The sequence below is a fragment of the Paenibacillus dauci genome (genome assembly GCF_000971985.1).
GTDB classification, from domain to species: domain Bacteria; phylum Bacillota; class Bacilli; order Paenibacillales; family Paenibacillaceae; genus Saccharibacillus; species Saccharibacillus dauci.
In genome coordinates this window covers 249,614-272,942 of sequence record NZ_LAQQ01000001.1, presented here as the reverse complement: position 1 = coordinate 272,942, position 23,329 = coordinate 249,614, and the positions used below count along the sequence as shown (strand labels likewise).

General features: G+C 45.0%; 18 protein-coding genes and 1 other annotated feature. Of the genes, 16 read left to right on the top strand and 2 right to left on the bottom strand.

From position 1 onward, the window contains the following. Positions 1 to 92 precede the first annotated feature (92 nt). Positions 93 to 1,337 carry an outer membrane protein assembly factor BamB family protein gene (locus WH46_RS08620; RefSeq protein WP_046226419.1) on the bottom strand — a complete coding sequence of 415 codons (1,245 nt, stop codon included), beginning with the start codon at positions 1,335 to 1,337 and terminating at the stop codon, positions 93 to 95. A gap of 261 nt (positions 1,338 to 1,598) precedes the next feature. Between WH46_RS08620 and WH46_RS08615 the strand changes: the two genes are divergently transcribed. The 4 genes from WH46_RS08615 (at position 1,599) to WH46_RS08600 (ending at position 5,440) form a co-directional block, all read left to right on the top strand. Then, complete coding sequence (locus WH46_RS08615; protein WP_046226418.1) at positions 1,599 to 2,177, top strand: RNA polymerase sigma factor; 579 nt, start codon at positions 1,599 to 1,601, stop codon at positions 2,175 to 2,177. After that, the gene (locus WH46_RS08610) at positions 2,174 to 3,310 is read left to right on the top strand and encodes a DUF4179 domain-containing protein (RefSeq protein WP_046226417.1); all 1,137 of its coding nucleotides are present in this window, start codon (positions 2,174 to 2,176) and stop codon (positions 3,308 to 3,310) included. The genes WH46_RS08615 and WH46_RS08610 overlap by 4 nt, the downstream gene beginning before the upstream one ends. Before the next feature lie 306 nt (positions 3,311 to 3,616). Next, positions 3,617 to 3,873: a binding site (T-box leader), on the top strand. 78 nt (positions 3,874 to 3,951) lie between these two features. Then, positions 3,952 to 4,944, top strand: a complete 993-nt coding sequence (gene trpS / locus WH46_RS08605; protein ID WP_046226416.1) for a tryptophan--tRNA ligase — start codon at positions 3,952 to 3,954, stop codon at positions 4,942 to 4,944. Positions 4,945 to 5,074: 130 nt separating this feature from the next. Then, positions 5,075 to 5,440, top strand: coding sequence for a hypothetical protein (locus WH46_RS08600; protein WP_017815081.1), 366 nt, complete (start codon positions 5,075 to 5,077; stop codon positions 5,438 to 5,440). 179 nt (positions 5,441 to 5,619) lie between these two features. Here WH46_RS08600 and WH46_RS08595 read toward each other — a convergent pair whose 3' ends face one another. Further along, positions 5,620 to 6,300: an expansin ExlX gene (locus WH46_RS08595; RefSeq protein WP_046227162.1), complete on the bottom strand. Its 681-nt coding sequence runs from the start codon at positions 6,298 to 6,300 to the stop codon at positions 5,620 to 5,622. A gap of 342 nt (positions 6,301 to 6,642) precedes the next feature. Between WH46_RS08595 and WH46_RS23345 the strand changes: the two genes are divergently transcribed. The 12 genes from WH46_RS23345 to WH46_RS08530 all read left to right on the top strand — a co-directional run bounded on the left by WH46_RS23345 (position 6,643) and on the right by WH46_RS08530 (position 23,270). After that, positions 6,643 to 10,452, top strand: a complete 3,810-nt coding sequence (locus tag WH46_RS23345) for an S-layer homology domain-containing protein (RefSeq protein ID WP_052714168.1) — start codon at positions 6,643 to 6,645, stop codon at positions 10,450 to 10,452. A gap of 202 nt (positions 10,453 to 10,654) precedes the next feature. After that, a complete protein-coding gene (locus WH46_RS08585) occupies positions 10,655 to 10,885 on the top strand; it encodes a hypothetical protein (protein ID WP_046226415.1) in 231 nt (76 codons plus the stop codon). A gap of 110 nt (positions 10,886 to 10,995) precedes the next feature. Then, complete coding sequence (locus WH46_RS08580) at positions 10,996 to 11,364, top strand: hypothetical protein (RefSeq protein WP_046226414.1); 369 nt, start codon at positions 10,996 to 10,998, stop codon at positions 11,362 to 11,364. Positions 11,365 to 11,870: 506 nt separating this feature from the next. Continuing rightward, positions 11,871 to 12,110, top strand: a complete 240-nt coding sequence (locus WH46_RS08575) for a YkuS family protein (RefSeq protein ID WP_017815076.1) — start codon at positions 11,871 to 11,873, stop codon at positions 12,108 to 12,110. A gap of 112 nt (positions 12,111 to 12,222) precedes the next feature. Then, entirely contained in the window at positions 12,223 to 13,413 is a 1,191-nt protein-coding gene (locus WH46_RS08570) for an alpha/beta hydrolase (RefSeq protein ID WP_052714167.1), read from the top strand. A 30-nt stretch (positions 13,414 to 13,443) separates the two neighbouring features. Then, complete coding sequence (locus WH46_RS08565) at positions 13,444 to 14,382, top strand: alpha/beta hydrolase (protein WP_046226413.1); 939 nt, start codon at positions 13,444 to 13,446, stop codon at positions 14,380 to 14,382. Between the two features lie 30 nt (positions 14,383 to 14,412). Further along, positions 14,413 to 14,775 carry a response regulator gene (locus WH46_RS08560; protein WP_017815074.1) on the top strand — a complete coding sequence of 121 codons (363 nt, stop codon included), beginning with the start codon at positions 14,413 to 14,415 and terminating at the stop codon, positions 14,773 to 14,775. 1,854 nt (positions 14,776 to 16,629) lie between these two features. Then, complete coding sequence (locus WH46_RS24375) at positions 16,630 to 17,385, top strand: GNAT family N-acetyltransferase (RefSeq protein ID WP_052714166.1); 756 nt, start codon at positions 16,630 to 16,632, stop codon at positions 17,383 to 17,385. Between the two features lie 301 nt (positions 17,386 to 17,686). Then, on the top strand, positions 17,687 to 19,417 hold the full coding sequence (gene poxB / locus WH46_RS08545; RefSeq protein WP_046226411.1) for a ubiquinone-dependent pyruvate dehydrogenase: 1,731 nt from the start codon (positions 17,687 to 17,689) through the stop codon (positions 19,415 to 19,417). A gap of 251 nt (positions 19,418 to 19,668) precedes the next feature. Continuing rightward, a complete protein-coding gene (locus WH46_RS08540) occupies positions 19,669 to 20,496 on the top strand; it encodes an alpha/beta fold hydrolase (protein ID WP_046226410.1) in 828 nt (275 codons plus the stop codon). Beyond that, the gene (locus WH46_RS08535; protein WP_046226409.1) at positions 20,496 to 21,053 is read left to right on the top strand and encodes a nitrogen regulation protein NR(II); all 558 of its coding nucleotides are present in this window, start codon (positions 20,496 to 20,498) and stop codon (positions 21,051 to 21,053) included. Before WH46_RS08540 ends, WH46_RS08535 begins: the two co-directional genes overlap by 1 nt. A gap of 393 nt (positions 21,054 to 21,446) precedes the next feature. Further along, positions 21,447 to 23,270, top strand: coding sequence for a proline--tRNA ligase (locus WH46_RS08530; RefSeq protein WP_046226408.1), 1,824 nt, complete (start codon positions 21,447 to 21,449; stop codon positions 23,268 to 23,270). Positions 23,271 to 23,329 lie beyond the last annotated feature (59 nt).

Genomic DNA, 23,329 nt, shown 5'->3' with positions numbered 1-23,329 from the left:
CTTATTTTACTGATATACGAGCACTTATGCACCTTCTAAATAACTATATTAATCAATAAATGTATATTATATCCAAACGTAATCACTCGTACTTACTTCTTGGATTTTTTATCATCAAGAGGGATTTCCGGAATTCTTACTGCCGATATTTTACCGGCTGTCTGAATAAGAAAATGGGTTTCGGCGTCCAGGGTCGTATTGAAGAAATTTGATTCGAAAATAGAGACACCCAGTTGCTGACCATTTTGCCGATTCAGAAAATATACATTCTCGTCCATGAGAGCAACTGCCAATACATTTCCGCTAAAATTAACCTGGTAGATCGGTGTGTAGAAACTATACGATGCTGCTGGTTTGGAACCGGAAAGTGTACCTAAAGGAATACGGAACAATCCCCATTGACGATCTTCATAACTGATGGTGCGTATAACGTAAAAATCTCCATCATAATAATCAACAGAAGCACCCCAACCGGACCAAGCTTCCTTATCGATGAGATACCCGAAAGTCTGAACTACTTTACCGGTCTGCAGATCAATTTTGTCTATATTGACTGTGTAACCGGGAGTTTCTTCGGTTTTGTATTTTTGACTATATACATACCCATCCTGGACGGTGATTGCTTTATTATATCGAGCTGCTGTTTTCCAGAGAAGCCGACCTGTGCGACTGTCATATGCATAAAAAGGATTACCGCGCTGCCAGTTAGGGCGATCCGGCATAGCCAGAATAATTGTATCACTACTTTGTTCCACCCGGTAACCTGCATTAGACGTTTTACTGTCCTGCCATTTCAATTTCCCGCTGACACGGTCAAAAGCACTTAATGTATGCGAGTCGCTAGTAATAATGAGATTCCCTTGTACAAGAACGTTTACTGGTACAGGCTTCTTCTTTGTTCCAGGATGAGGGATCGTCGATTTCCACAATACTTTACCGGTTTTCTGATCTAGCTTGTATAGCAGATTCTGCTTATTGATCACATACAGCGCGGTCGTATCCGCTACCGGAGGGGCAGCCATGGTGACCGGAACCGTCCATTTTGTTTTCCCGCTTGTTACTTCAGCAGCGGCAATTTGCTCTTTTAATTTGTAGTACACGCGTCCATTTGCATAGGTACTTATTTCTGCATCAACACCATATTGAGGTTTGCGAATTGTTTTCTCCCAGTCTGGAGTTAATTGTTGAAAGGTAGAACCCGTTGGTGCTGGATCACCGAGTTGATCTGCAGCATGTGCAGGCGTTCCGTGAGCACAAATAAACGGCGCCGCCCCTATTGTCAACGCAAACAGGAGTGGAAGAGATATTTTCTGTAAAGTTGTGAATTTATTTTTCATCTAAGTACTCCTTGAAGATAAATTTGGTATAAATGTATAGACGTTACAAGCTTATATTTTGTTCCGGCAAACACAATTCAAATTAGTTTACATAATTATTATTACGTAACCAAAATTAGAAATACATTAGAATGACCCATCATTTTTTCAATTGTAGGAAAGAAAAATATATGTGCCACCATGCTTTATGTACTAATTTATTGTAAATACCGAACACTTTGGCTTTTAAAAGCATATATATACAAAAAGGAGGATGAACCGTTGAATGAGTCTCTATCTCAAGAGCAAGCGCAGCATTTATTTGAAGAGCATTCTCACTACATATTCCGCATTGCTTTGGTTATGACCCGCTCCCGTATATTAGCCGACGATATGACGCAGGAAGTTTTTATTCAGCTATTTCGCAAATATCATCTATATAATAACGACCAGCCTATCCGTCCATGGATTGCGCGAATAACAGTAAATTTGATTCGTGGCTATTATCGTAAAAGGAAGTGGCAGGTGCTACTAGGTCGATTACCTGAACAAACAGGAGAAGACTATACCGACCAGATCGTTTTACAAAAGGAAAGAGGCCATATGTTATGGACGGCCGTCTCGCGGCTCTCTCTCAAACAACGTGAAGTCATTGTACTTCATTATTATGCCGGATTATCACTGGTCGAAGCTTCGGAAGCTCTCCATATCTCTCCCGGTACATGCAAATCCAGACTTCACGCCGGTCTGTGTAAACTAAGAAAATGTTATGAATTAAGAGAATTGGCGTTGGACGAAGAAATACTTTACTCCAATAAAAACAGCTCTGCCAAACCTGTTATCAAGGAGGATCGATCATGAATCACCTAAGACATGATAAGCTCTCCAATCGGGAATTAGAGGAATTAGAAGCAAGTATTCAGAGCGAGATTACCTCATGCGAACAGGAATGGAAAACATCGCTTTCTTTTGATCGGATCTGGTCAGAATATCATACTTCCAACTCTAAAAAGGAAGCTCGAGATTCCAAGCGCAGCAATCGCCCTAAATGGCAAATCGCTATTCTGTGTACACTTGTACTTGGTGTGGGAGTACTATTCACAGCCGCATTATTCCCTTCGATTGGTGAAGCGTTACGCAGTATATCCTTTGTTAACCGCTTATATCAGAGTGGTTTGACGAATCCGGAATATCAACGTATTGAACAGAAGCAGCTTGCCGATTACCTCAATGATTCCGTGACAGACCAGGGGATTTCTTTGACAGTGAATGATGTGTTTTATGATGGGGTCAATATCCTGATTAGCTATGAAGTGATCGACAAGGAAGGCAAGCAGCGGATCAAGGGAAGTAATCCGGGGCCGTGGTTGGACTATGACTTTCATGGAGCCAATCGTAGTGGAGCGATGATTGAACCTACAAATACATTGATTGATTCCAATCACCTCGAAGGTGTGACTATCATCAGTTTTATTGATGACAGTCTTCCCGATAAGATGAATGTTACTCTGTCCTGTGAGCGAATCACGGATGTGAGAGGGGATTGGAAGTTAACGATCCCTATTTCTCTGCAAAAAAGTAAACCTTACACCCAGACCATGTATCCTGATCTACCTTTTACAATGAATGGACGTACACTAAAAGTGAAAAAATTAATACTGGGTCCCGTATCCAACCAGATTACTATTACAGGAAATTCGCTGTCTTCTTACTGGGAACCTATGATTCAAGTAATGGATGACCAGAGCTATGTATTGGCACCAGCAGGTGGGGGAGGATCACCGGGAGAAATAATTAGAGGATTTAAACCTTTTACACTTCAGAATCCTCATCCCAAATATATAAAAATTATATTCAACGACCCACCGAAAGTAGCTTCTGATGGGACATCTGATGCCATATCTCCCAAACGAAAAAGCACTACCATCAAAATACCACTTCATTGGGAGCGAAAGGGGCAGTTGGTCCCAGAGCAAAAGCAGAAAGATCGTTAAAACAAATCAAAGGAACCCTGTGTTATTAGATTGTCCTTCCGTACTATACTTTTTTCATAATAAAGATGTCACCTAGCCAGCAAATCAATTATCGATTTGCTGGCTATTATTTTACTATGATAAAATATGCTTCTTTAAAATTTACATAATAATTATTATGTAAACTAAAATGATTTCGCATTCTTAATCTGTATTTTATTTCACTACATTCTCTATTATTTTATTACCATTTCACTACCTCTATAAAATAAATCTTGCCGATTGCGATATCATTCGCTAAAATAAGATCAATTATACGTCACCTATATCAAAGCTATGAATAGAAGGAGTAACTTAGCAGAATTGTCCAAGCGAGCCGGCGATTGGTGAGAGGTCCGGTACATGGAAGCTGAGTGAATGGGTCTATTCGCTTCAATCCGAACACGATCCCAGATGGTTAGTAGGCGTTGACGGCATCCCTCCGTTATCTCGGGGAGACCTGTTAGTCGTTGTGACAGGATAGAGAGCGGCCATATGGCCGTATTCGGGTGGTACCGCGGAGAACTAAGCACTTCGTCCCTTATTGATAGGGATGAAGTGCTTTTTGGCGTTCCGAGCGCTTGTTACAGAAGACGGATAATATCCATGAAGGAGGAATAGAAATGAAACGGATTTTGTCAGGCATCAAGCCCAGCGGTGATTTGAATATTGGAGGTTATGGAGGAGCGCTGAGTCAGTTTGTAAAGTATCAGCATGAATACGAGAGCTATTTCTTTATACCCGATCTGCATGCTGTTACGGTATATCAGGATCCGCGTGAACTGCACGAACGATCCAGGGAGATCGCGGCTTATTACATCGCTGCCGGTATTGATTATGATAAGTCACCTATTTTCCTGCAATCCCAGGTAAGTGCTCATGCCCAGATGGGATGGTTGATGGAGACGCAGGCACACTATGGTGAACTCGGCAGAATGACCCAATTCAAAGAAAAGACAGACAGCCAGGATAGCGTCAGTTCTGCGTTATTTACCTATCCAGCGCTTATGGCAGCTGATATCCTGTTATATCAAGCGACCCATGTACCTGTCGGAGATGATCAGAAGCAGCATCTGGAGCTAACCCGCGACTTGGCTCAGCGGTTCAACAACCGATATGGGCATACATTTACTCTGCCTGAACCTATTATTACCGAGATCGGCAGCCGTATTATGAGTCTGGATGATCCTTCTCGCAAAATGAGTAAAAGCAATCCCAACCCAAATAGCTATATTCTGTTGCAGGATTCACCCGAAAGTATCCGCAAAAAACTATCCCGCGCAGTTACCGATTCAGAAGGAATGGTACGCTACGACTGGGAACAAAAGCCGGCAATCAGTAATCTGATCGAGATCTATGCTGTCTTCTCGGGTGAACGGGTAGAAGAGATTGAACAACGCTACATAGGGCAGGGATACGGTGTATTCAAAAAGGAATTGACTGAAGTGGTTGTAGCGAAGCTGGTACCCATTCAGCAGCGTTTCTCGGAAATTATCGGCAGCAGTGAGCTGGATCAGATACTGCGACGCGGAGCAGAGCAAGCTTCGATGGTAGCCGACATGACTTTGCGTCAGGCTGCAAAAGCAATGGGATTCATAGTCAGCCATGAACAGTAACACATATAGTTCCTATCATCCTGGGCTATCAGTTGCCTGAATTACGGGTAAGAAGTAAGAACGACTGCTTTTGTTCCTGTAACAGAGCAGCAATACTATAGCAACGAGATGAGATAGGGAGGAATAGATTATGGGTTTTAATCTTGATAATTTGAAAGGTCTGCTTAACAATAAAGGAGACGGTAACAATAATGGTTCATCGGGTGGAATCATGGACATGATCAGCAAGCTTCCACTGGACCAGATTATCCAGAAGCTTCCGCTCGACAAACTGCTGACTCCGGAATTTATGCAAAAACATACACCGTTTCAATCGATAGGCGAGCTGTTGCAAAAGACAGGGTTGGGCTCAAATACTGACTCACCAGAGAAAGTGAAAGAGCTGCCTACCGACCAGGTCGATAGCCAGGTGAGCCAGAATACGCAGTTTGGTTCCTTGCAGCAGATGCTGCAAAAAGCAGCCGAATTCTATGCCGCCCGCAAAGGCGGACAGTAATTTCATGATTCCAGAAATCACTTGCTTTTCGCATTGAATTTATTATCTAATTTATAAAAAAACACAGAATTGTAAAAGGCGGCTGTCTCTTTATAGAGGCAGCCGCCTTACTGTGTACCGAAGAACTCCGGAATATTTCTTTTATACCTAGTCGATCTATTTTGTAATGACAATCGATATTAATTAGGGAACTGGGTATGACCAGCTACAATATAAGCATTGGAAGTACCGCTTTCCGGAAGTGCAGGAATGGTATCTGTTACTACTTTACCGCGGATATCGGTAATACGTACCTGAAGCGTCTTGTTTCCCAGTTGTTCACCGACAAAATGATTGTAATCCATCTTCGGCAGGCTTACCCAGCTGCCATTTTTTTGCACTTCCAGCTTCATAACCGGGTATTTATGGTTTCTGACCTGAATAGCTGCCCACCAGCGTGAACTGCCTTCCTTAATGCGATAGCTGAAGTTGCCGCTGATCGGCGCTTTGACCACTTTCCACTGAATATCTACTTTACCTTTGCTTACTTCTCCGATTTTGGCAAAAGCGTTGGGAGACAGATCTAGTGCACCGCTGGCACCATCCGGATACAGATCAGTAACATAGACGACCGTTTTCCCTTTGGGACCTTGTACTTCCAGATAGGCACCGGCAAGTGCTGCTTTGACACCGCCATAATTCATTTGTGCAGGATTGAGTGCAGTAATTTCCATATTGGCAGGAATCGGATCAAGCAGCACAGCTCCGCCTGAATAACCGGAACCGGTATAAGTCGCATAGCCTTTGTATGTATCATTCCAGGCAGCTGATGCTGGCAGAGCGAACAATACCAGACTTAGGGTGGCAATCATGCCGAGCATACTCCATTTGCGGGTGACAGACCATTTTATCAATATAATCCCTCCAGATCCATAGAATAAGGTGAGCTGTCTTATTCTCGGTGTCATGAACTTAGTATGATTCACAAAAATATGGTTCACCTCTATAAGTGGACAGCTACCGTTAACAATGTACTACATATTCACTTTAAAAACAATAAATGCCTATTTCTCATCATAAGGAACTTTTGTATCTGAAGACTGGAATAATCAAGGTATTTGAGAAGATATATGATTTTTACAGAGAAATGCTTTTATTTTTACGTTGGTATGATATGTTAGGAGCGATCAAGATTTTGACTACCGAACTGGAGGATCATACATATGAAGCAGTGGAAGAAAAAAGTCAGTCTGAGTGCAGCCGCCATTATGGTAGCATCGGCTATCGCTCCCGCAGGAACAATAACAAGTAGCATCTACGCAGAACAGTTGCAGACAGAGGTTGCTCCTGCTCTGCAGAAAGCCTCAATATCTGTAGAGGAGGCAGCTCATTCAGTCTCTGTCAGTGCAAATACATATGCGTTATCAGAGATTCGGCAGCAAAATACAGGCAGCAGGGTAACAGCCCGAGGATGGATTACATACAGAGAAGACACAGGAAGTAATTACAGTAATCTATACATTCAGGATGGAAGCGCCGGCATCGTGATCCGCGGACAGAATCTGCCTGGCGAACCGGGACAGGAGATTGAGACAACCGGTAAGCTGAGCGAATACCGCAAGCTGCTGCAGATTGAAGCGAGTGCAGCAGATACCTACATCCGGGAACAGACGCCTCAGACTGTGTCTGCACGTACGATTACAGCCGCAGACTTTACAGCAGATACTCCCTATGAAGGACAGCTTGTCCGGATTAATAAAGTTACCGTAACCGGTAAAAACAGTAATAACTATACACTCCAGGACAGCAGTGGCAACTTTACTGTATATAGTAAAAGTCCATGGCTGACTGCCGGAGAATCCTATGACTCGGTTACAGGAGTAATGTCCCGGTATAATGACAGCATCCAGCTGATTCCACGGTCTGTCGAGGATATTGCAGGTGCAGTTCCGCCGGTAGTCGAGCCACCGATCAAACTATCGATTCATGATATTCAGGGCGCATCCCAGCGTTCTCCCTATGAAGGACGTGAAGTACGCGAGGTAGAGGGAATCGTTACCATGGTCAAAGGAAAAACCACCTTTTATATGCAGACCGAAGATGCACTGGCTGATCAGGATGATCGTACTTCCGAAGCCGTTATGGTATACAAATCCGCTCATGGCATGAAAGTAGGCGATCGGGTCAGTGTAGATGGAGTGGTGAAGGAGTACAAGGAGACCGGCTACAGCGATGCCAGTGATCTGACGACTACTGAGATCGCTGCTTTCTCGATCAATCGTCTCGCCGAGAATCAGCCGCTACCGCAGCCTACCATTATCGGGCAGGGCGGCCGCATTATTCCGGGACAGATTGCTTCTGCACAGGGGTTGGCTTCCTTTGACCCTGCATCTTACAGTATAGATCTGTACGAGAGTCTGGAGGGTATGCGCGTTCAATTGAATAATGCCAGTATTATCGGACCCTATACGTATGAGATTCCAGTTGCGGTGGATATGCAGCCTGGCCTCAATGTAACTCCTGCAGGGGGCCTTGTAATCGCCAATAATCAGTTTAATCCAAATCGTCTGCTGATCGGGGAGAAGCCCAAGCAGCCGGTGAAGACAGGCGACCGGTTCGAAGGTCCTCTCTATGGAATCATGAGCTACAGCTATAGTAATTTCAAAATTCTGCCGGAAAAAGGATTGCCTTCTATCATCAGCGGTGGACTAAAACGTGAAGTATCAGCACTGCATAACGGTACCGAGCAGCTAACCATTGCCTCGTTTAACGTGGAGAACTTCTGGGATGATCCCGCTAATCAGGAGAAGACCCGGCGAATTGCACAGAATGTCGTTCAGAATCTGCATACGCCGGATATTATCGGGCTGATGGAAGTTCAGGATAATAACGGAGAGAAAGATGATGGAACTGCCGATGCCCAGACTAGCTTCAACGCGCTGATTCGCGAGATTCGCGCAGCTGGCGGTCCGGAATATCGGTATACGAGTATTGCTCCACAAAATAATGAGGACGGCGGAGCACCCGGCGGCAATATCCGTGTCGGCTTCCTGTACAATCCCGCTCGTGTAACCCTGGCAGAGGCTGCTGGAGGAACCGGAGATTCGGTCACGGCAGTCACCTACGGTCCGCAAGGACTTACCCACAATCCGGGAAGGATAGAGCCGGGCAATGAAGCATTTGCCAATTCCCGCAAATCGCTGGCCGCCCAGTTCATCTTCCATGGACGGCAGGTTATTGTAGTAGCCAATCACTTCAATTCCAAAGGAGGCGATCAGCCGCTATATGGTGCTGCACAGCCGCCTCAGCGAATCAGTGAAGTACAGCGCGCCAAGCAGGCTACGCTGCTCAGCCGTTTCATTCAGGATACGCTCGCGCAGAACAGCAGCGCGAATATCGTGCTGGTCGGCGACTTTAATGATTATCAATTCTCCAATACCCTGCAGATTCTCAAAGGGAACGTACTAACCAATCTGGTAGATACATTGCCGGAAAATGAACGATATTCCTATGTATATGAGGGTAACTCTCAGACACTGGATCATATTCTGATGACTGGTGGTCTGGCAGCTCGGGCACAGCTGGACATCGTACATCTCAATGCTGATTTCATGGAAGCCGATGGACGAGTAAGTGACCATGATCCGCTGCTGGCACGGATTGACTTCTCCAACCGTTCCAATAACGACAAGGACGATGACAAAGATCATCCGGGTCGCATCCCTGGAAATGGCACCAGTTCAGGCAATAATGGAAATTCAGGAGCGGGTGGCAGTACGCCGCCGGTAACTCCAACTCCGCCAGCTGCAGTCGATTCCATGCCAATTGCAGCGGGTGCATCAACAGATGGTACTGTATCCAGCTGGTCACTTCCAGTTGTTAAAAGTACAGACGGAGAGGATGCAGTAGCTGTAGCTGGACTAAGCGCAGATGCCACCGCAGCCATGCTCACCCAATCAGGAGAAGCACAGACACTGAATGTCCGGCTGCAGTCCACACAAGCTACCGATACCTATCGTTTGCAATGGCAACCTGAAGCGCAGCAGCTGTTAACCGAACAGGGTCGTATTAAGCAAATTACGGTCACAACGCCGATAGGCAGTTATGATATACCGGTCAACTGGCTGCAAGCTTCCAATAGCGTTTCCAAGCGTCTGGTATTGGAGATGTCAGCAGACCCGGCCGCTATGCAGCAAGCAGAAGGCAGCGGTTATCAAGTACGCAGCGCTGTACAATACAATCTGTATACGCTGGATAACAATGAGAATAAACAACCGATCCAGCAGATGGATCGTTATATCCGGCGCACCCTGCAAGTGGATGGTCTGGTGCCTGCCGACCGGATTGCTGTTGTACGGGTAGACACAGATACTAACGGCCGTACTATCTATACTTCGGTACCTTTCAATACCAAGGACGGAGCAGTCACCCTATTTAGCCGCAGTAACAGTACGTATGCTGTTCTAAATTCAGCGGTTCAATTGAATGATGTATCCGGCCATTGGGCACAGGCAGATATTAGCCGACTGGCAGATCAGCGGGTAATTACAGGAACGGTACAGGGTTCTTTCCGTCCGGATGCTGCTGTTACTCGGGCCGAGATGGCTGCTCTTCTGGTAAGAGCACTGGGTCTGTCTGGTGTAGAGAACGGTAGTACCTCATTCCGTGATATCGATAATTCGGCATGGTATGAAGATAGCGTGCGTACTGCTGCTCATGAGGGCCTGATCCAGGGCGATGCCAGCGGACGTTTTCGTCCGAATGCTACAATAACGCGGCAGGAGATGGCTGTCATGATAGAGCGCGCATTGGATTACATAGGAGCAGCGAACGTTACTGTCTCCAGTAGTCCTCCTGTCGATACCGCGAAAGCAGCAGTCTGGGCGAGACCGGCGATTGATCATCTGAGCGCTTCGGGACTGCTGAATGGCAATGCCAAAGGACAATTTCAACCGACCAAAAATCTTACTCGTGCCGAGAGCGCCGCTATCATTCAGCGACTGTTGAACCAGTTAACCGGTACTTCTCAGTAATCGCATATAAGCCTAAAAGTGCAATCTCCGAACCTAAAAATAGGGAGATTGCGCTTTTTGTTATGTTTGTCTTCTGAAGAGTCAACCTCTAGGCGGAGGAAACGCCGAAAACAATTCATCCTTCAAGCTGATTTGTAGAGCAGCGAATTGTAATAACATGATAGCAGATAGATAATTCCTGTATTACAAGGAGAGGGTCAGGATGAAATGTATGGATAATGAGGAACACGGTAATACGTTCACGATCACACAGACGGCTAAGTACTATTTTTATATGGAGTCGTTATCCCTGATGCAGTCAGCAGAGCCAATCACTGAATCTTGCCTTCAGCATTATTGCTGTACTGCTGAAGCTGTAGAGGCTGAACAACAGCAGATCGAACAAGAATTGGATTATCTTAATTCCTGGGAGAATATACTGGAATTTATCTAAAAGGAAAATTCGCAATATAATTACATAATAATAATTATGTAAACTTAAATGTATTTATTTCGATATTACTTTTTTTAACATATAAATATTACTCTAAAGGAGGAATTATAATGGGATTCAATTTGCACAATCTAAAAGGACTGTTGGATACAAAAACCAAAGGAAGTCAGGGGTCAGGTGGCAGCGGAATCATCGATCTGCTGAACAAACTGCCTCTGGACAAGATTATTCAGAAACTTCCCCTGGAGAAGCTGCTCACTCCCGAATTTATGCAAAAGTATACATCCTTTAAATCAGTAGGTGAAATGCTGCAAAAGATGGGGCTTGGCTCCAATAATGATTCGGCTACTCAGGTAATGCTGGTGCCCAAAGAGAAAATGGATAATCAACTGAGCCAGAATACGCAATTCAGCTCGCTCCAGCAAATGCTGCAAAAAGCTGCTGAGTTCTACGCTTCACGTAAAGCCGGTAATAAATAAATTTGCCAACATAGTCTACATTATTCTACAAAACCGTACTTCCAAATCAGGGGTACGGTTTTTGACTGTCGTTCAGCTTTCTTAGCTTCAATAATCATAATGTAATGCGATAAATGATAAATGATAAATGATAAATGATAAATGATAAATAATAATTCTTATTGTTTACATAATAATATATATGTAAACTAATTATCGATAAAAGCCCAATTTATATTGGATAGAGGGGAAGATTCGGTGAGTAATAAACTTTAGTATCATATGGAAGCCAATATAAGAGTGACTGCCCAAATCGAATAATATGAAATCCTATTGCTAATAGTATGATGCAAGTCCTCTAATCCGCTGTTGCACGTACTTTAATTAGCGGCATCACATCGTATGCTACGCATACATAAAAGCATTCATATCGACTATCAAGTTCCTGCATTCGTTTCATTATCGCCAAAGTTGGGGAAGCAAAGAAAGAGCGCACCAATCATATCGAATCTTGGGAGGTTATCATTATGGCTAAAATCGCCGTCGAAAAACCGTTTGATGATGTAAAGGAAGCACTGGAAGAAAAGGGACATCAGGTCGATCTGGTGGAGAGTGATCAAGAGCTGACCGGTTATGACCTGGGCGTAATCCGTGTTCAGAATGATGGAGACACGGATCTGTATGATTTCCCGGTTGTAAGCATTGAAGGCATGTCCATTGATGAAGTAGTAGAACGCGTGAGTGACTACATCGAGAAGATGAAGTAATACCATATGTAAGTACTTATGATTGATACGAGGCAGGCATAACTCTATGGCAAGTAGAGAATGTCTGCCTTTTTTATAAAAGGATCATTTGGTGAATAAGGAGAGATCAACTATGGAAATTGGCCAGCACTACCAGCAGCTAATGGCAACACTTCGTATGAGCCATCATAGCGAGAAGACAGGCAATCTGACGAAAATAATCAAATCTGTGCCAGACTCGGACATTCCGGGAGCACTGGATCCCCGAGTAAGGGATACGGTGGAGCAGCATGCTCAGGATCTGACTCTGCTACTGCCGGAGGAAGGCTCGGAAGCAGCAAAAGAGTCCGGCGAATTCGGTCAACCGGAGATGTCAGCAGAGGAAATTGCAGCTTTTCCTATTGAAGATATACGAACAGCCATGGTGCGTTCCAGTCTTGATATTATACGTGGAGATATCCGAATTATCGGAGAGACAATCGAGGGGCGAAATGGTGATATAGCTCTTCGAATTTATCGTCCCCATACAGGAGTATCCCTCCCGGCTATTGTCTATCTGCATAGCGGAGCCTTTATCGCAGGAGGTCTTGATGAGTCCCAGCATATTTGCAAAGCGCTGGCAGAGATGGCACATGCTGTCGTGATTGCAGTCGATTATCGGCTTGCTCCCGAGTATCCATTTCCGGCGGGATTAACCGATAGTCTGGATACCGTTCAGTGGGCATATAGTCAGGCAGATACTATAGGCATCAATCCCGAACAAATTGCTGTGGTCGGCAGCAGTGCCGGAGGAAACCTGGCGATCGGATGCTCAGTACTGGATAGACAGCAGGGAACTTCATTTATCGGATTTCAGGCGTTGCTCTACCCACCATTGAATCCGGCAAGCGTAACCGCGGAGGATTTCCAGTGGAAACTTAACGATCACGGGACAGAAGACAAGCGTCAGCATACACATCGTGAACTGACAGTAGGAGCGATTCAGGGATACGCCTTTCTCGGCGGTAAAGTATATGATCTGTATCTGCAGCAGCGAGCGAAGAAAACAGATCCTCTTGTCTCTCCACTGCTGCTGGAAGATATAAGCCAGATGCCGGAGACAATGATCGTTACGGCTGAATTTGACTATCTGAATCACGAAGGAGAAGCGATGGCAGCCAAGTTGGCCCGCGCTGGTATCCAAACCACTCTGCTCCACTATCAAGGGGTAGATCATGCGTTTGTAGATAAACTCGGGTATTATCCACAGGCAGAAGATTGTCTGGCCGAGATTGCTCGTGCCATTCGGCAAAAATGGGGAATCGACCGTATAGAATCCACATAAATCTTATTATCAAAGGGAGAGGAGAAGCTTATGCCACTTGATCCACAAGTCAAAGATTTTCTGAATATGTATAACCAGTATCAGATGCCTGCTCTCGATTCTATCGATCCAAAAATGATTCGTGCCATGGAACAAAATTCAGCTCTACAACAAATCGCTTCCCAAACCGATATATACCGGGTAGAGGATCGGACTATTCCTCTAGAGGACCGGCAGATTCCGGTTCGCCTGTATACACCGACAGATGCTAAAATTCATCCTGCCCTTGTTTTTTACCATGGAGGAGGCTGGGTGTTGGGAAGTCTGGATTCCCATGATGAATTATGCAGGAAGCTTGCTCGTGAAGCGGAATGTGTCGTCATCTCTGTCGATTACCGACTGGCTCCGGAACATCCTTTTCCGGCAGCTGTATGGGATGCATATGACTCTCTGCATTATATTGCAGAACATGCGGGAGAGTATGGTATTGATGCGGAGCAAATTGCAGTAGGCGGAGATAGTGCCGGTGGGAACCTGGCAGCCGTTGCCTGTATAATTGCCCGGGATAAAAGCGGACCTTCTGTCTGTTATCAACTGCTGTTTTATCCTTCGACAGGAAATGGGGCAGATACCCGTTCCTATCGGGAAAACAGTCAGGGCTATCTGCTGACAGCTGATATGATGAATTGGTTTCGCAAATGTTATTTTGAACAGCCGGATGATGAAAATCATCCTTATGCTTCACCCGTGCTGAGCAGTGACCTTAATGGATTACCGCCAGCGATGATCATTACAGCAGAATATGATCCACTGCGGGATAGTGGTGCCGAATATGCCCGCAGGCTGCAAGAAGAAGGCGTAGAAGTCGAATATCTCTGTTATGATGGCATGATTCATGGCTTTGTCACAATGAGTCAACTGGATCGGACACAGGAAGCGATTCGCCAGGCTGCTGCACGACTCAGACAGGTATATCAAATGGATGTCTAAATGAATGATAATTATTGGAGGAATAAACAAATGGCTAAAATTATGGTAGTGGATGACGCTGCATTTATGAGAATGATGCTAAAGGATATGCTGGCTGGGCTGGGACATGATATTGTAGCAGAAGCGGGGAATGGACTGGAAGCAGTCAAAGCGTATGAAGCTAACAAGCCCGATCTGGTGACGATGGATATCACCATGCCGGAAATGGATGGAATTGAAGCTGTGCGTTCTATTCGTAGTTCGGACCCTGGTGCCAAAATTATTATGTGCTCCGCAATGGGCCAACAGGCAATGATCGTAGATGCTATTCAAGCCGGTGCCAAAGACTTTATCGTGAAGCCATTTCAAAAAGACCGTGTAGAAATTGCTATTAACAAAGTACTCGGTGTATAAATTTGATGATACCAAAGATCTGGGCAACTGCTGTCCAGGTCTTTGATATACATTTCATCTGTAATTATGTATACAAATATAAATCCCCCACATACTTGAATTAACAAGGCTGTGGGGGTTTAATCGTTAGTAGCAATATTCAATTGTAACCTATCCTCCTATACAACAATCCACATGCTTGACATGGTATAGACTTGCACCGATCCATGCTGCCGATTGTCCAAGCTCTGCAGTCGCAGACAACCGTTTAGCGATTGTTCATCGATTTCATTTTGGGGAAGCTTTATCCGAAAAGCTTCGCATGTCCGTTATTTCCCTTTTCGACGGGCTCAATAGACGGTTCATGGGTTTTCACCTGATTTACGGTGAAGAAGGTTCATCCGCACATTTACAATGAATCATCCATGTCCTTGCATATGGGATGAGTTCCCACATACCACGATATCACGAAAAACGTTTTCACTGACGCTTTTCCCGCGTGAGACCGATCTAGTATGCTTCGCTAACCTGTTTCATTGGAATCCTGCTCCCTTCCTAACAAGTCAATTCAACATTGTTCGAAAATAGCATTTTCCTTTGTTCACAGCCTTTCATCATATTCAAAATGAAGAACATACTTTCATTCGTTCTACAAATTATTCATTTTAGCAGATAAAGATTTAAAGCTTAACAGTAGAGATTTAAAGCATTTTAAAAATTTAAATCCTTAGCCTTTACTGAACATTTAAAAGCTTAAAACGTTTTAAAATTTCTTGCTTTGCATCATACCATTGAATCTCGAATCCATTTCATACGCTTGCAATCATTTCTTTAATGCAGGTACAGCTTTCTTCATTTCCTTGAATTTACTGCTTCATACATAAATCCGTTGTAGATCAATCTCCATGAGTCCCCACATACCCACGAACTGCGAAAGATGTTTTCACGTACACCTTCCAGTGTGCAGCCGATTATAATATGCTTCGCTTACGCTATTGCATTGGAATCCTGCTCCCTTCTTAGCAAGTATTGGTCATTCTTGCTTGAAAACAGTTCATTCCGAGCCTACTTTCTGTCGTAATTTGACTCTGTACCGCCGATTGCTTCCCGCATACTCCAATATCCACGAAAAACGCTGTCACTACGCTTTCCTAGCGTGAAATTGTGCTAGTATGCTTCGCTACCTTTTTCCAACGGAATCCTGCTCCTTTCCCGCAAGTAGTTAATGCTTGCTTGAAAAAGCTTCTTCCTTCTTGCTTTCGTCAATGTGCTAGATTGATGTCCCGCATACCTGCAATCTGCGATCATGGGCATTTTCACGTATGCCAGATTGTTCTGCAGTTGAACCAGTATGCTTCGCTAACCTATTCCATTGGACGATCTCTCCTTTCCCGATAAAAAAGAATTGGAGGGAATCACCTAACAACGCCGTTAATGCTTGATGTTGAAGCGTTGTTTGTTGTTGCTTGTTGGTGATGACTACATCATACTCCCGATGTCCCAAAAATGAAAACGCTATAAAATTGATTAAGAGAGTGTAAAATCGCATGAGGATAAAATATATCATGTATGCTCTGAATTCCAGCTTTTTCCTTCTTTTTCTTAGTTATTTCGTTATAAAACGTTGAAAAGACGGCTCAAACTATCCTTTTTATCCTGTATTTATATACCTTCTCCCGTTTACATCCACCAAATAAAAAGATCATCTATGTAAAAAGAAAGTAAAAATGCGGACGCAAGAGAAAAGCTCTACAGATTGGGTAATAACTATATAACAAAAGAGGATGAGGTAGAGCAGTACATACTCATCCATCCCAATAGACAGCTGTTCTATGCCGGATGAATGGCATGCAGCAAGGAATGGAGGAATAAATAATGAAAAATCCAATCAAAGAATTAAAAGGCATTAAAGATAGTATTAACGAAGCCAAACAGGCGATGGATGGAATAAAGGCTACACTCAATGATGTGAAAAGCGACGTTGATGAAGCCAAGCAAAATTTGCAGCATACTATGGAGCATGCCAAAGAAACTTCCCAAGAAGCTAAAGCATCCACTGATCAGCTCAAAAGTGGAATCCAGAACAGCAAAACGGCGGTACAGGATACCCGTAATAATCTGTCTTCGGCAACACAGGATGTGAAGCAGAGCGTGACGATTGTTAAAGAAGAATTCAATACACCCGGCGGCGGATTTGCAGCAGATGAAGATCAGACAAAGCAAGGGAGTAACCGCCTTGGCGCATCTGGAACTATGACGTCTTCGGACAGTCAACTTCCTGTCATGCAGCCACCGCAAGCTACCGCGATTACGCCAGCGTATGAGAATCCGGGAGCAGAACTAATTGAAGGTGGACAGTTGATCAAGGAAGGCACTGCTTTTTTCCTGAAAAAAGGAGAAGAAATCGTTGGAGAAATCACTTATATTCCCGGACCGGAAAGTGATACATGGACGCTGAACCATACCTATGTAAATCCAGAGTACCGGGGCGGCAAAATTGCTCAAGGATTACTGGATCAGGTCGTTCAAGCGGCTAGAGCAGAGAACAAAAAAATTCTGCCAACATGTTCCTATGCACTGGCCCAATTCAAGCGTCATTCCCAATACGAAGATGTATGGATGCGTTATTAATCGTCTGATTGAGCCGCAGACGATCTATTATACAGATTGATGTTGTATGCCAAACGCCTGGATGATGTCCAGGCGTTTTTCTTATACATACAGCACGACAGGTACAAGAAACGATATACCTTTTATGCGCAGCGAAGAAAGATGAATTATATAATTATAGTTACATAATAAATAAGATGATTAATTTATTGGTCGGTTGTTAAGTGCAAGGAGAATAGGGGTAAAGAGACAGAGAGAAGTACGCAAAATTTGTAGAGAATTGTTGTAAAATACGAGCCAGTGGATACGGGAGGTAGAGATTTTGAAAAAGACAATTGCAGATTCCGTTGTAGAGACGCTAGTGAAAGCCGGGGTAAAGCGCATTTTTGGTATTACAGGCGATTCGCTGAATGCGATTATTGATGCTGTACGGCGCTCCGGTAAAATTGAATGGATTCATGTTCGGCATGAAGAAGTAGCTGCGTTTGCGGCGGGCGCCGACGCCGAGTTGAACGGTACGATCGCAGTCTGCGCAGGCAGCAGCGGGCCGGGTAATCTTCATTTGATTAACGGATTGTATGATTGTTATCGTAACCGGGTGCCGGTACTGGCGATTGCAGCTCATATCCCGAGTGACGAGATCGGCAGTGGTTATTTTCAGGCTACGCATCCCGAGCTTATTTTTCAGGAGTGCAGTGATTTCTGTGAAGTCATTATGACCGAGAAGCAGATGCCACGTACACTGACCATGGCGGTTCAGACAGCTATTGCGGGTTCTACCGTATCTGTTGTTGTTCTTCCAGGGGATATTGCCAGTCTGGATGAATCGACTCATCCTATTCCTGAGCAGGTCTACCATGCAGCCAAGCCGGTCGTATTGCCTTCGGAAGAAGAACTGCAGACACTAGCCCAGTATCTGAATGAGGGCAAAAAAATCACTCTGCTTTGTGGTGCAGGCTGCAAAGGCGCTCATGCCGAGCTGATGGAGCTGTGTGAGAAGCTTCAATCTCCAATGGTTATTGCCCTGCGCGGGAAGGAACATCTGGAGTATAACAATCCCTATTTTGCCGGACTGACCGGACTGATCGGTTATTCCTCGGGTTATCATGCGATGATGGATTGCGATCTGCTGTTAATGCTCGGAACCGATTTCCCCTATCGGCAGTTCTATCCGGAAGATGCAACGATTATCCAGCTGGATATTGATCCTTCCCGTCTGGGCAGACGAACCAATATCACACTCGGCCTATGTGGAGATGTCAAATCCACTGTACAGCAGATTCTACCGCGTCTGACCACGGAGCATGATTCCGGTCATTTACGCAAATCTGCGGACCGTTATGCCAAAGTACGTGAAGAACTCGACGAGATGGCAGTCAAAGGACGTACCGGACGCAAAGGAATGCATCCCCAGTATCTGGCCAAAGTGGTCAGTGATGCCGCTGCAGAAGATGCTATCTTCACTTGTGATGTGGGCACACCTACCGTCTGGGCAGCTCGTTATCTGGAAATGAGTGAACAACGCCGACTGATTGGTTCCTTTAACCATGGTACGATGGCTAATGCACTGCCACAGGCGATCGGACTGCAGGCAGCAGAGCGGGGACGCCAGATCATTTCACTCTCGGGTGATGGAGGTCTCAGCATGCTGATGGGCGATCTGATTACACTCAAGCAGCATAATCTGCCCGTAAATGTCGTTGTTTTCAATAACAGTGCACTGAGCTTTGTAGAATTGGAAATGAAAGCGGGAGGTTACCTGGAAACCGGTACAGATCTGCATCAGACCGATTTTGCAGCGGTAGCAAACGCGCTTGGTATTCTTGGTATTCGTGTCGAAGATCCAGAAGATCTGGAAGATGCAGTGCAGCGTGCGCTGGCACATGATGGTCCTACCCTGATCGATGTAGTGGTCAATCGTCAGGAACTGTCCATGCCACCAACCATTACCTTGCAGCAAGCCAAAGGATTCTCCCTCTGGATGGCGAGAGCCATTATGAACGGACGTGGCGATGAACTGATTGATCTGGCCAAGACCAATCTGCTTCGCTGATCAATAATAAATAGGGACAGCAGCTCATGAAGCTGTTGTCCCTATTTGTGCGTGATGGGTCAGTAAAAGGCAGACAGCCGATCCTCTGTTTTGCTATAATTACCCGATTGCACCAGCTTTATCATTACAAATCCAGATGGGTATAGAATCCTCAATCTACTATATTAATTAAAATTTTATGCAATATATTTGATATTTAAGATATACTGAAGTCTATAGTCTATATGGCAGCTTCAAGAAAGGAGCTTGATATGTCTACCATCCTGAGTCGAAATAATGTAAGAGTTACAGGGAAAGGAAGTCAGCCCATCGTTTTTGCTCATGGTTTTGGATGCGATCAAAGTATGTGGCGATTTGTTGCCCCTGCATTTGAACAAAATTACAAGATTATCTTATTTGATCATATAGGCTCCGGAAAATCTGATCTTCAGGCATACGATGCCGACCATCATAATCGGCTTACCGGTTATGCGAAGGATATGCTCCAGATTTGTGATGAGCTTCAGCTGGAAAGTCCAATATTCATTGGTCATTCGGTCAGCGGGATGATCGGTCTGCTCGCTTCACTATCGAGGCCGGGTTATTTCAAAAATCTGATCCTGATTGCGCCTTCACCGCGATATATCAATGATTTACCTGATTACATAGGCGGTTTTGAACAGAAGGATATTGAAGAACTCCTCTCATTAATGCAGCAAAACCATTTGGGTTGGGCAAGCTTTCTCGCGCCAATCGCTATGGGAAATCCGGATCAGCCGGAGCTGACTGCTGAATTGCATGAGAGTTTTTGCTTGTCCGATCCGGTCATTATACAACAATTTGCCGAGATTACCTTTATGTCGGATTATCGTTCCGAACTTCGACATGTGACAGCACCTTCACTTATTTTACAATGTGATCAGGACTATATTGCTCCTCTGGAAGTAGGGGCTTATATGCATCAGCAGATCCCGCACAGCATCTTTCAGCTAATGGAAGCGACGGGACATTGTCCCCATATGAGCCATCCGGATGAGACGATTTCTCTAATTGAGGAATATCTGACTCAATCAGTTACGGGAATGGAGATGTCAGGCTGATGAATAAACGATTGGACCCAGTGTTTTGCGGCTATATGTCATTATCTTCTGGCCATCTTATTACAGCTGCAAATGAAACGCTGCTGGAGCTGCTGGGTTATAATCAGAACGGACTTTATGGCTGTCATTTTGAATCGATTCTTACCCGGGCCAGTCGTATTTTCTACCAGATGTATTTTATCCCAAGAATTCGTCTGAATACCAATATTGAAGCTCTTCAGTTAGCAATCAAGTCAGGGGACGGTACCGAAGTTCCATTTCTGATCAATGCGAGAATACGGGAACGGGAGGGAGCAGCTGTATATGAATTGATCCTGCTTCCCATGCATCAGCAGATTCAACATGAAGAGCAGATTCGTATACTCAACCAGGAAGCCAAACGGCTGCAGCAAGAACTGGACATGCTTAGAAAGTCGGCAGAAGATTCCACAGCAGGCCAGCAAGAATTGGCCCGGCAGATTGATCTCCAGGAACAAAAAATTGAGCTGATGGAATCGTATGCCGGTAAATCCAAACCAGGTGAAGCACTCTTGACAGGTTCGCAGCTGATCGAGTAATCTCTATATTAACTTATTTTAGTAAATATGGAATGCACTATATTCCATCTTGCTAATCGTCAATAGCTATGATCAGGACCCCTTGGTTCTTCCATCGCTGTACAGAGAGGAAATCCACCGGCTGCAAGGTTTCCCGCTGCGACTGAATCCTGCCCCTATCCTGTGAGCTGCAATATGCAGCAGAGAATGCTATCTCTGAACTGTATTATTATTGCCGGATGCCTCCGTTAACGGCTGAAGGATTATGTAATCGCAGACGTATCGTATGTATTCCGCTTGCTGCAGAACCATGCTGCTGATTAATAATCGAAATTAGGGTGGTACCACGACACATTCGTCCCTGACGGATGTGTCTTTTTGCTTTTCCATACATTATTAGGGAGGAATTCAGCTATGAAGCAGAGTCAACTGTTAGCCGTCACGCTGCGTGAATCACCTGGAGATGCAGAAGCAGCAAGCCACCGCTTATTACTGCGGGCAGGCTATATTCGCCAGCTTGCAGCAGGTATTTATACGTATCTGCCACTTGGACGCATCGTGCTGCGCAAGTTGGAGCAGCTGATCCGCGAAGAGATGGATCAGAGTGGTGCCCAGGAAGTCCTATTGCCAGCGATACAGCCTGCCGAACTGTGGCAGGAATCCGGCCGTTATGATCGGTATGGTCGGGAACTGCTCCGTCTTCAAGATCGGCACCAGCGGGATTTTGTGCTCGGGCCGACGCATGAAGAAGTAATAACCGACCTGATTCGTAGCGAGATCGGTTCCTATCGTCAGCTGCCGGTTATCCTGTATCAGATTCAGACCAAGTTCAGGGATGAGCGCCGTCCACGATCCGGTCTGCTTCGAGGAAGAGAATTTCTGATGAAAGATGCCTATTCTTTTGACATGGATGAAGTCACTATGCAGCAGTCCTACAAAATGATGTATGATGCCTATCATCGTATTTTACAACGCTGCGGGCTGGACTTCCGCGCTGTGGAAGCAGATGCAGGATCGATCGGAGGAGAGGGCAATACACATGAGTTTATGGTCATGACCGAGGCTGGAGAAGATACGATTGCTGTCTGTACCCATTGTGATTATGCTGCTAATCTGGAAAAGGCAGAATCTGCGGTAATCCCATCGGCTGCAGGGTCCGATACCGATTATACAACCCCAACAGTTTTATCGTATGAAGCTGCTGGGGAAGAAGAGATCACTCCAATCCATGTGTCCCATTTGATTACAAAGACAACTGAAGTCGGGAATGGCTTGCATCCTGAGAAGTTCCACACTCCAGGTCTGCGAACGATCACTGAGCTGACCCAGGCATTATCAATTACAGCAGATCACATCATCAAAACAGTCATTTTCCTGGCGGATCAGCAGCCGATTGCTGTGTTGATTCGTGGCGATGAAGAGATTAATGCAATCAAAGTCCAGAATTATCTGCAGGTGGATGAATTGATTCTGGCTGATGCAGACACGATTCAACGTCTAACAAGCGCTCCGGTTGGATTTGCCGGGCCTTATGGTCTTGCAGCTAACGATTTGACCTGGCTGGCTGATTATTCCATCCTCTCGCTGCAGGATGCTATCGCTGGAGGCAATGAAGAAGACTATCATTATCGTCATATCAATGTGCAGCGCGACCTTAACCTCCTGCATATCGGCGATTTCCGCAATGTTCGTGCGGGGGACAGTTGTCCGCGCTGTCAGGAAGGACATATTTGTTTTCAGCGTGGGATCGAAGTAGGGCATGTGTTTCAGCTGGGAGATAAATACAGCGCTGCGATGAATGCTACTTATACGGATTCATCCGGTCAGGATCAATTTATACAAATGGGCTGCTATGGCATTGGTGTATCCAGACTGGTCGCTGCGATCGTAGAGCAGCATCATGATGAGCAGGGGATATGCTGGCCTGGTGCTATAGCTCCTTATCAGGTTCATCTGATTCCGATCTCTACCAAGGATGAGCAGCAGATGAGTGTAGCTCTCCAGCTGTATGAGAGACTGATCCAGGCTCATCATGACGTACTTCTGGATGATCGGGAAGAACGAGCCGGCGTCAAGTTCAAAGATTCCGATCTGATCGGCATCCCAATACGCCTTATTATAGGCAAAGGAGCTGCTGCAGGCGAAGTAGAATACGTGGAGCGCAGCACGGGTATACGTGAGCAGCTGACTATCGAAGGCGCGATTCAGCGTATCCTGACAGCAGGTATCAGACCATAGATGCGATGAAATGAAATTACTTTTAATAAATGTTTTAAAAAGTTCTGCTCTGATGATAT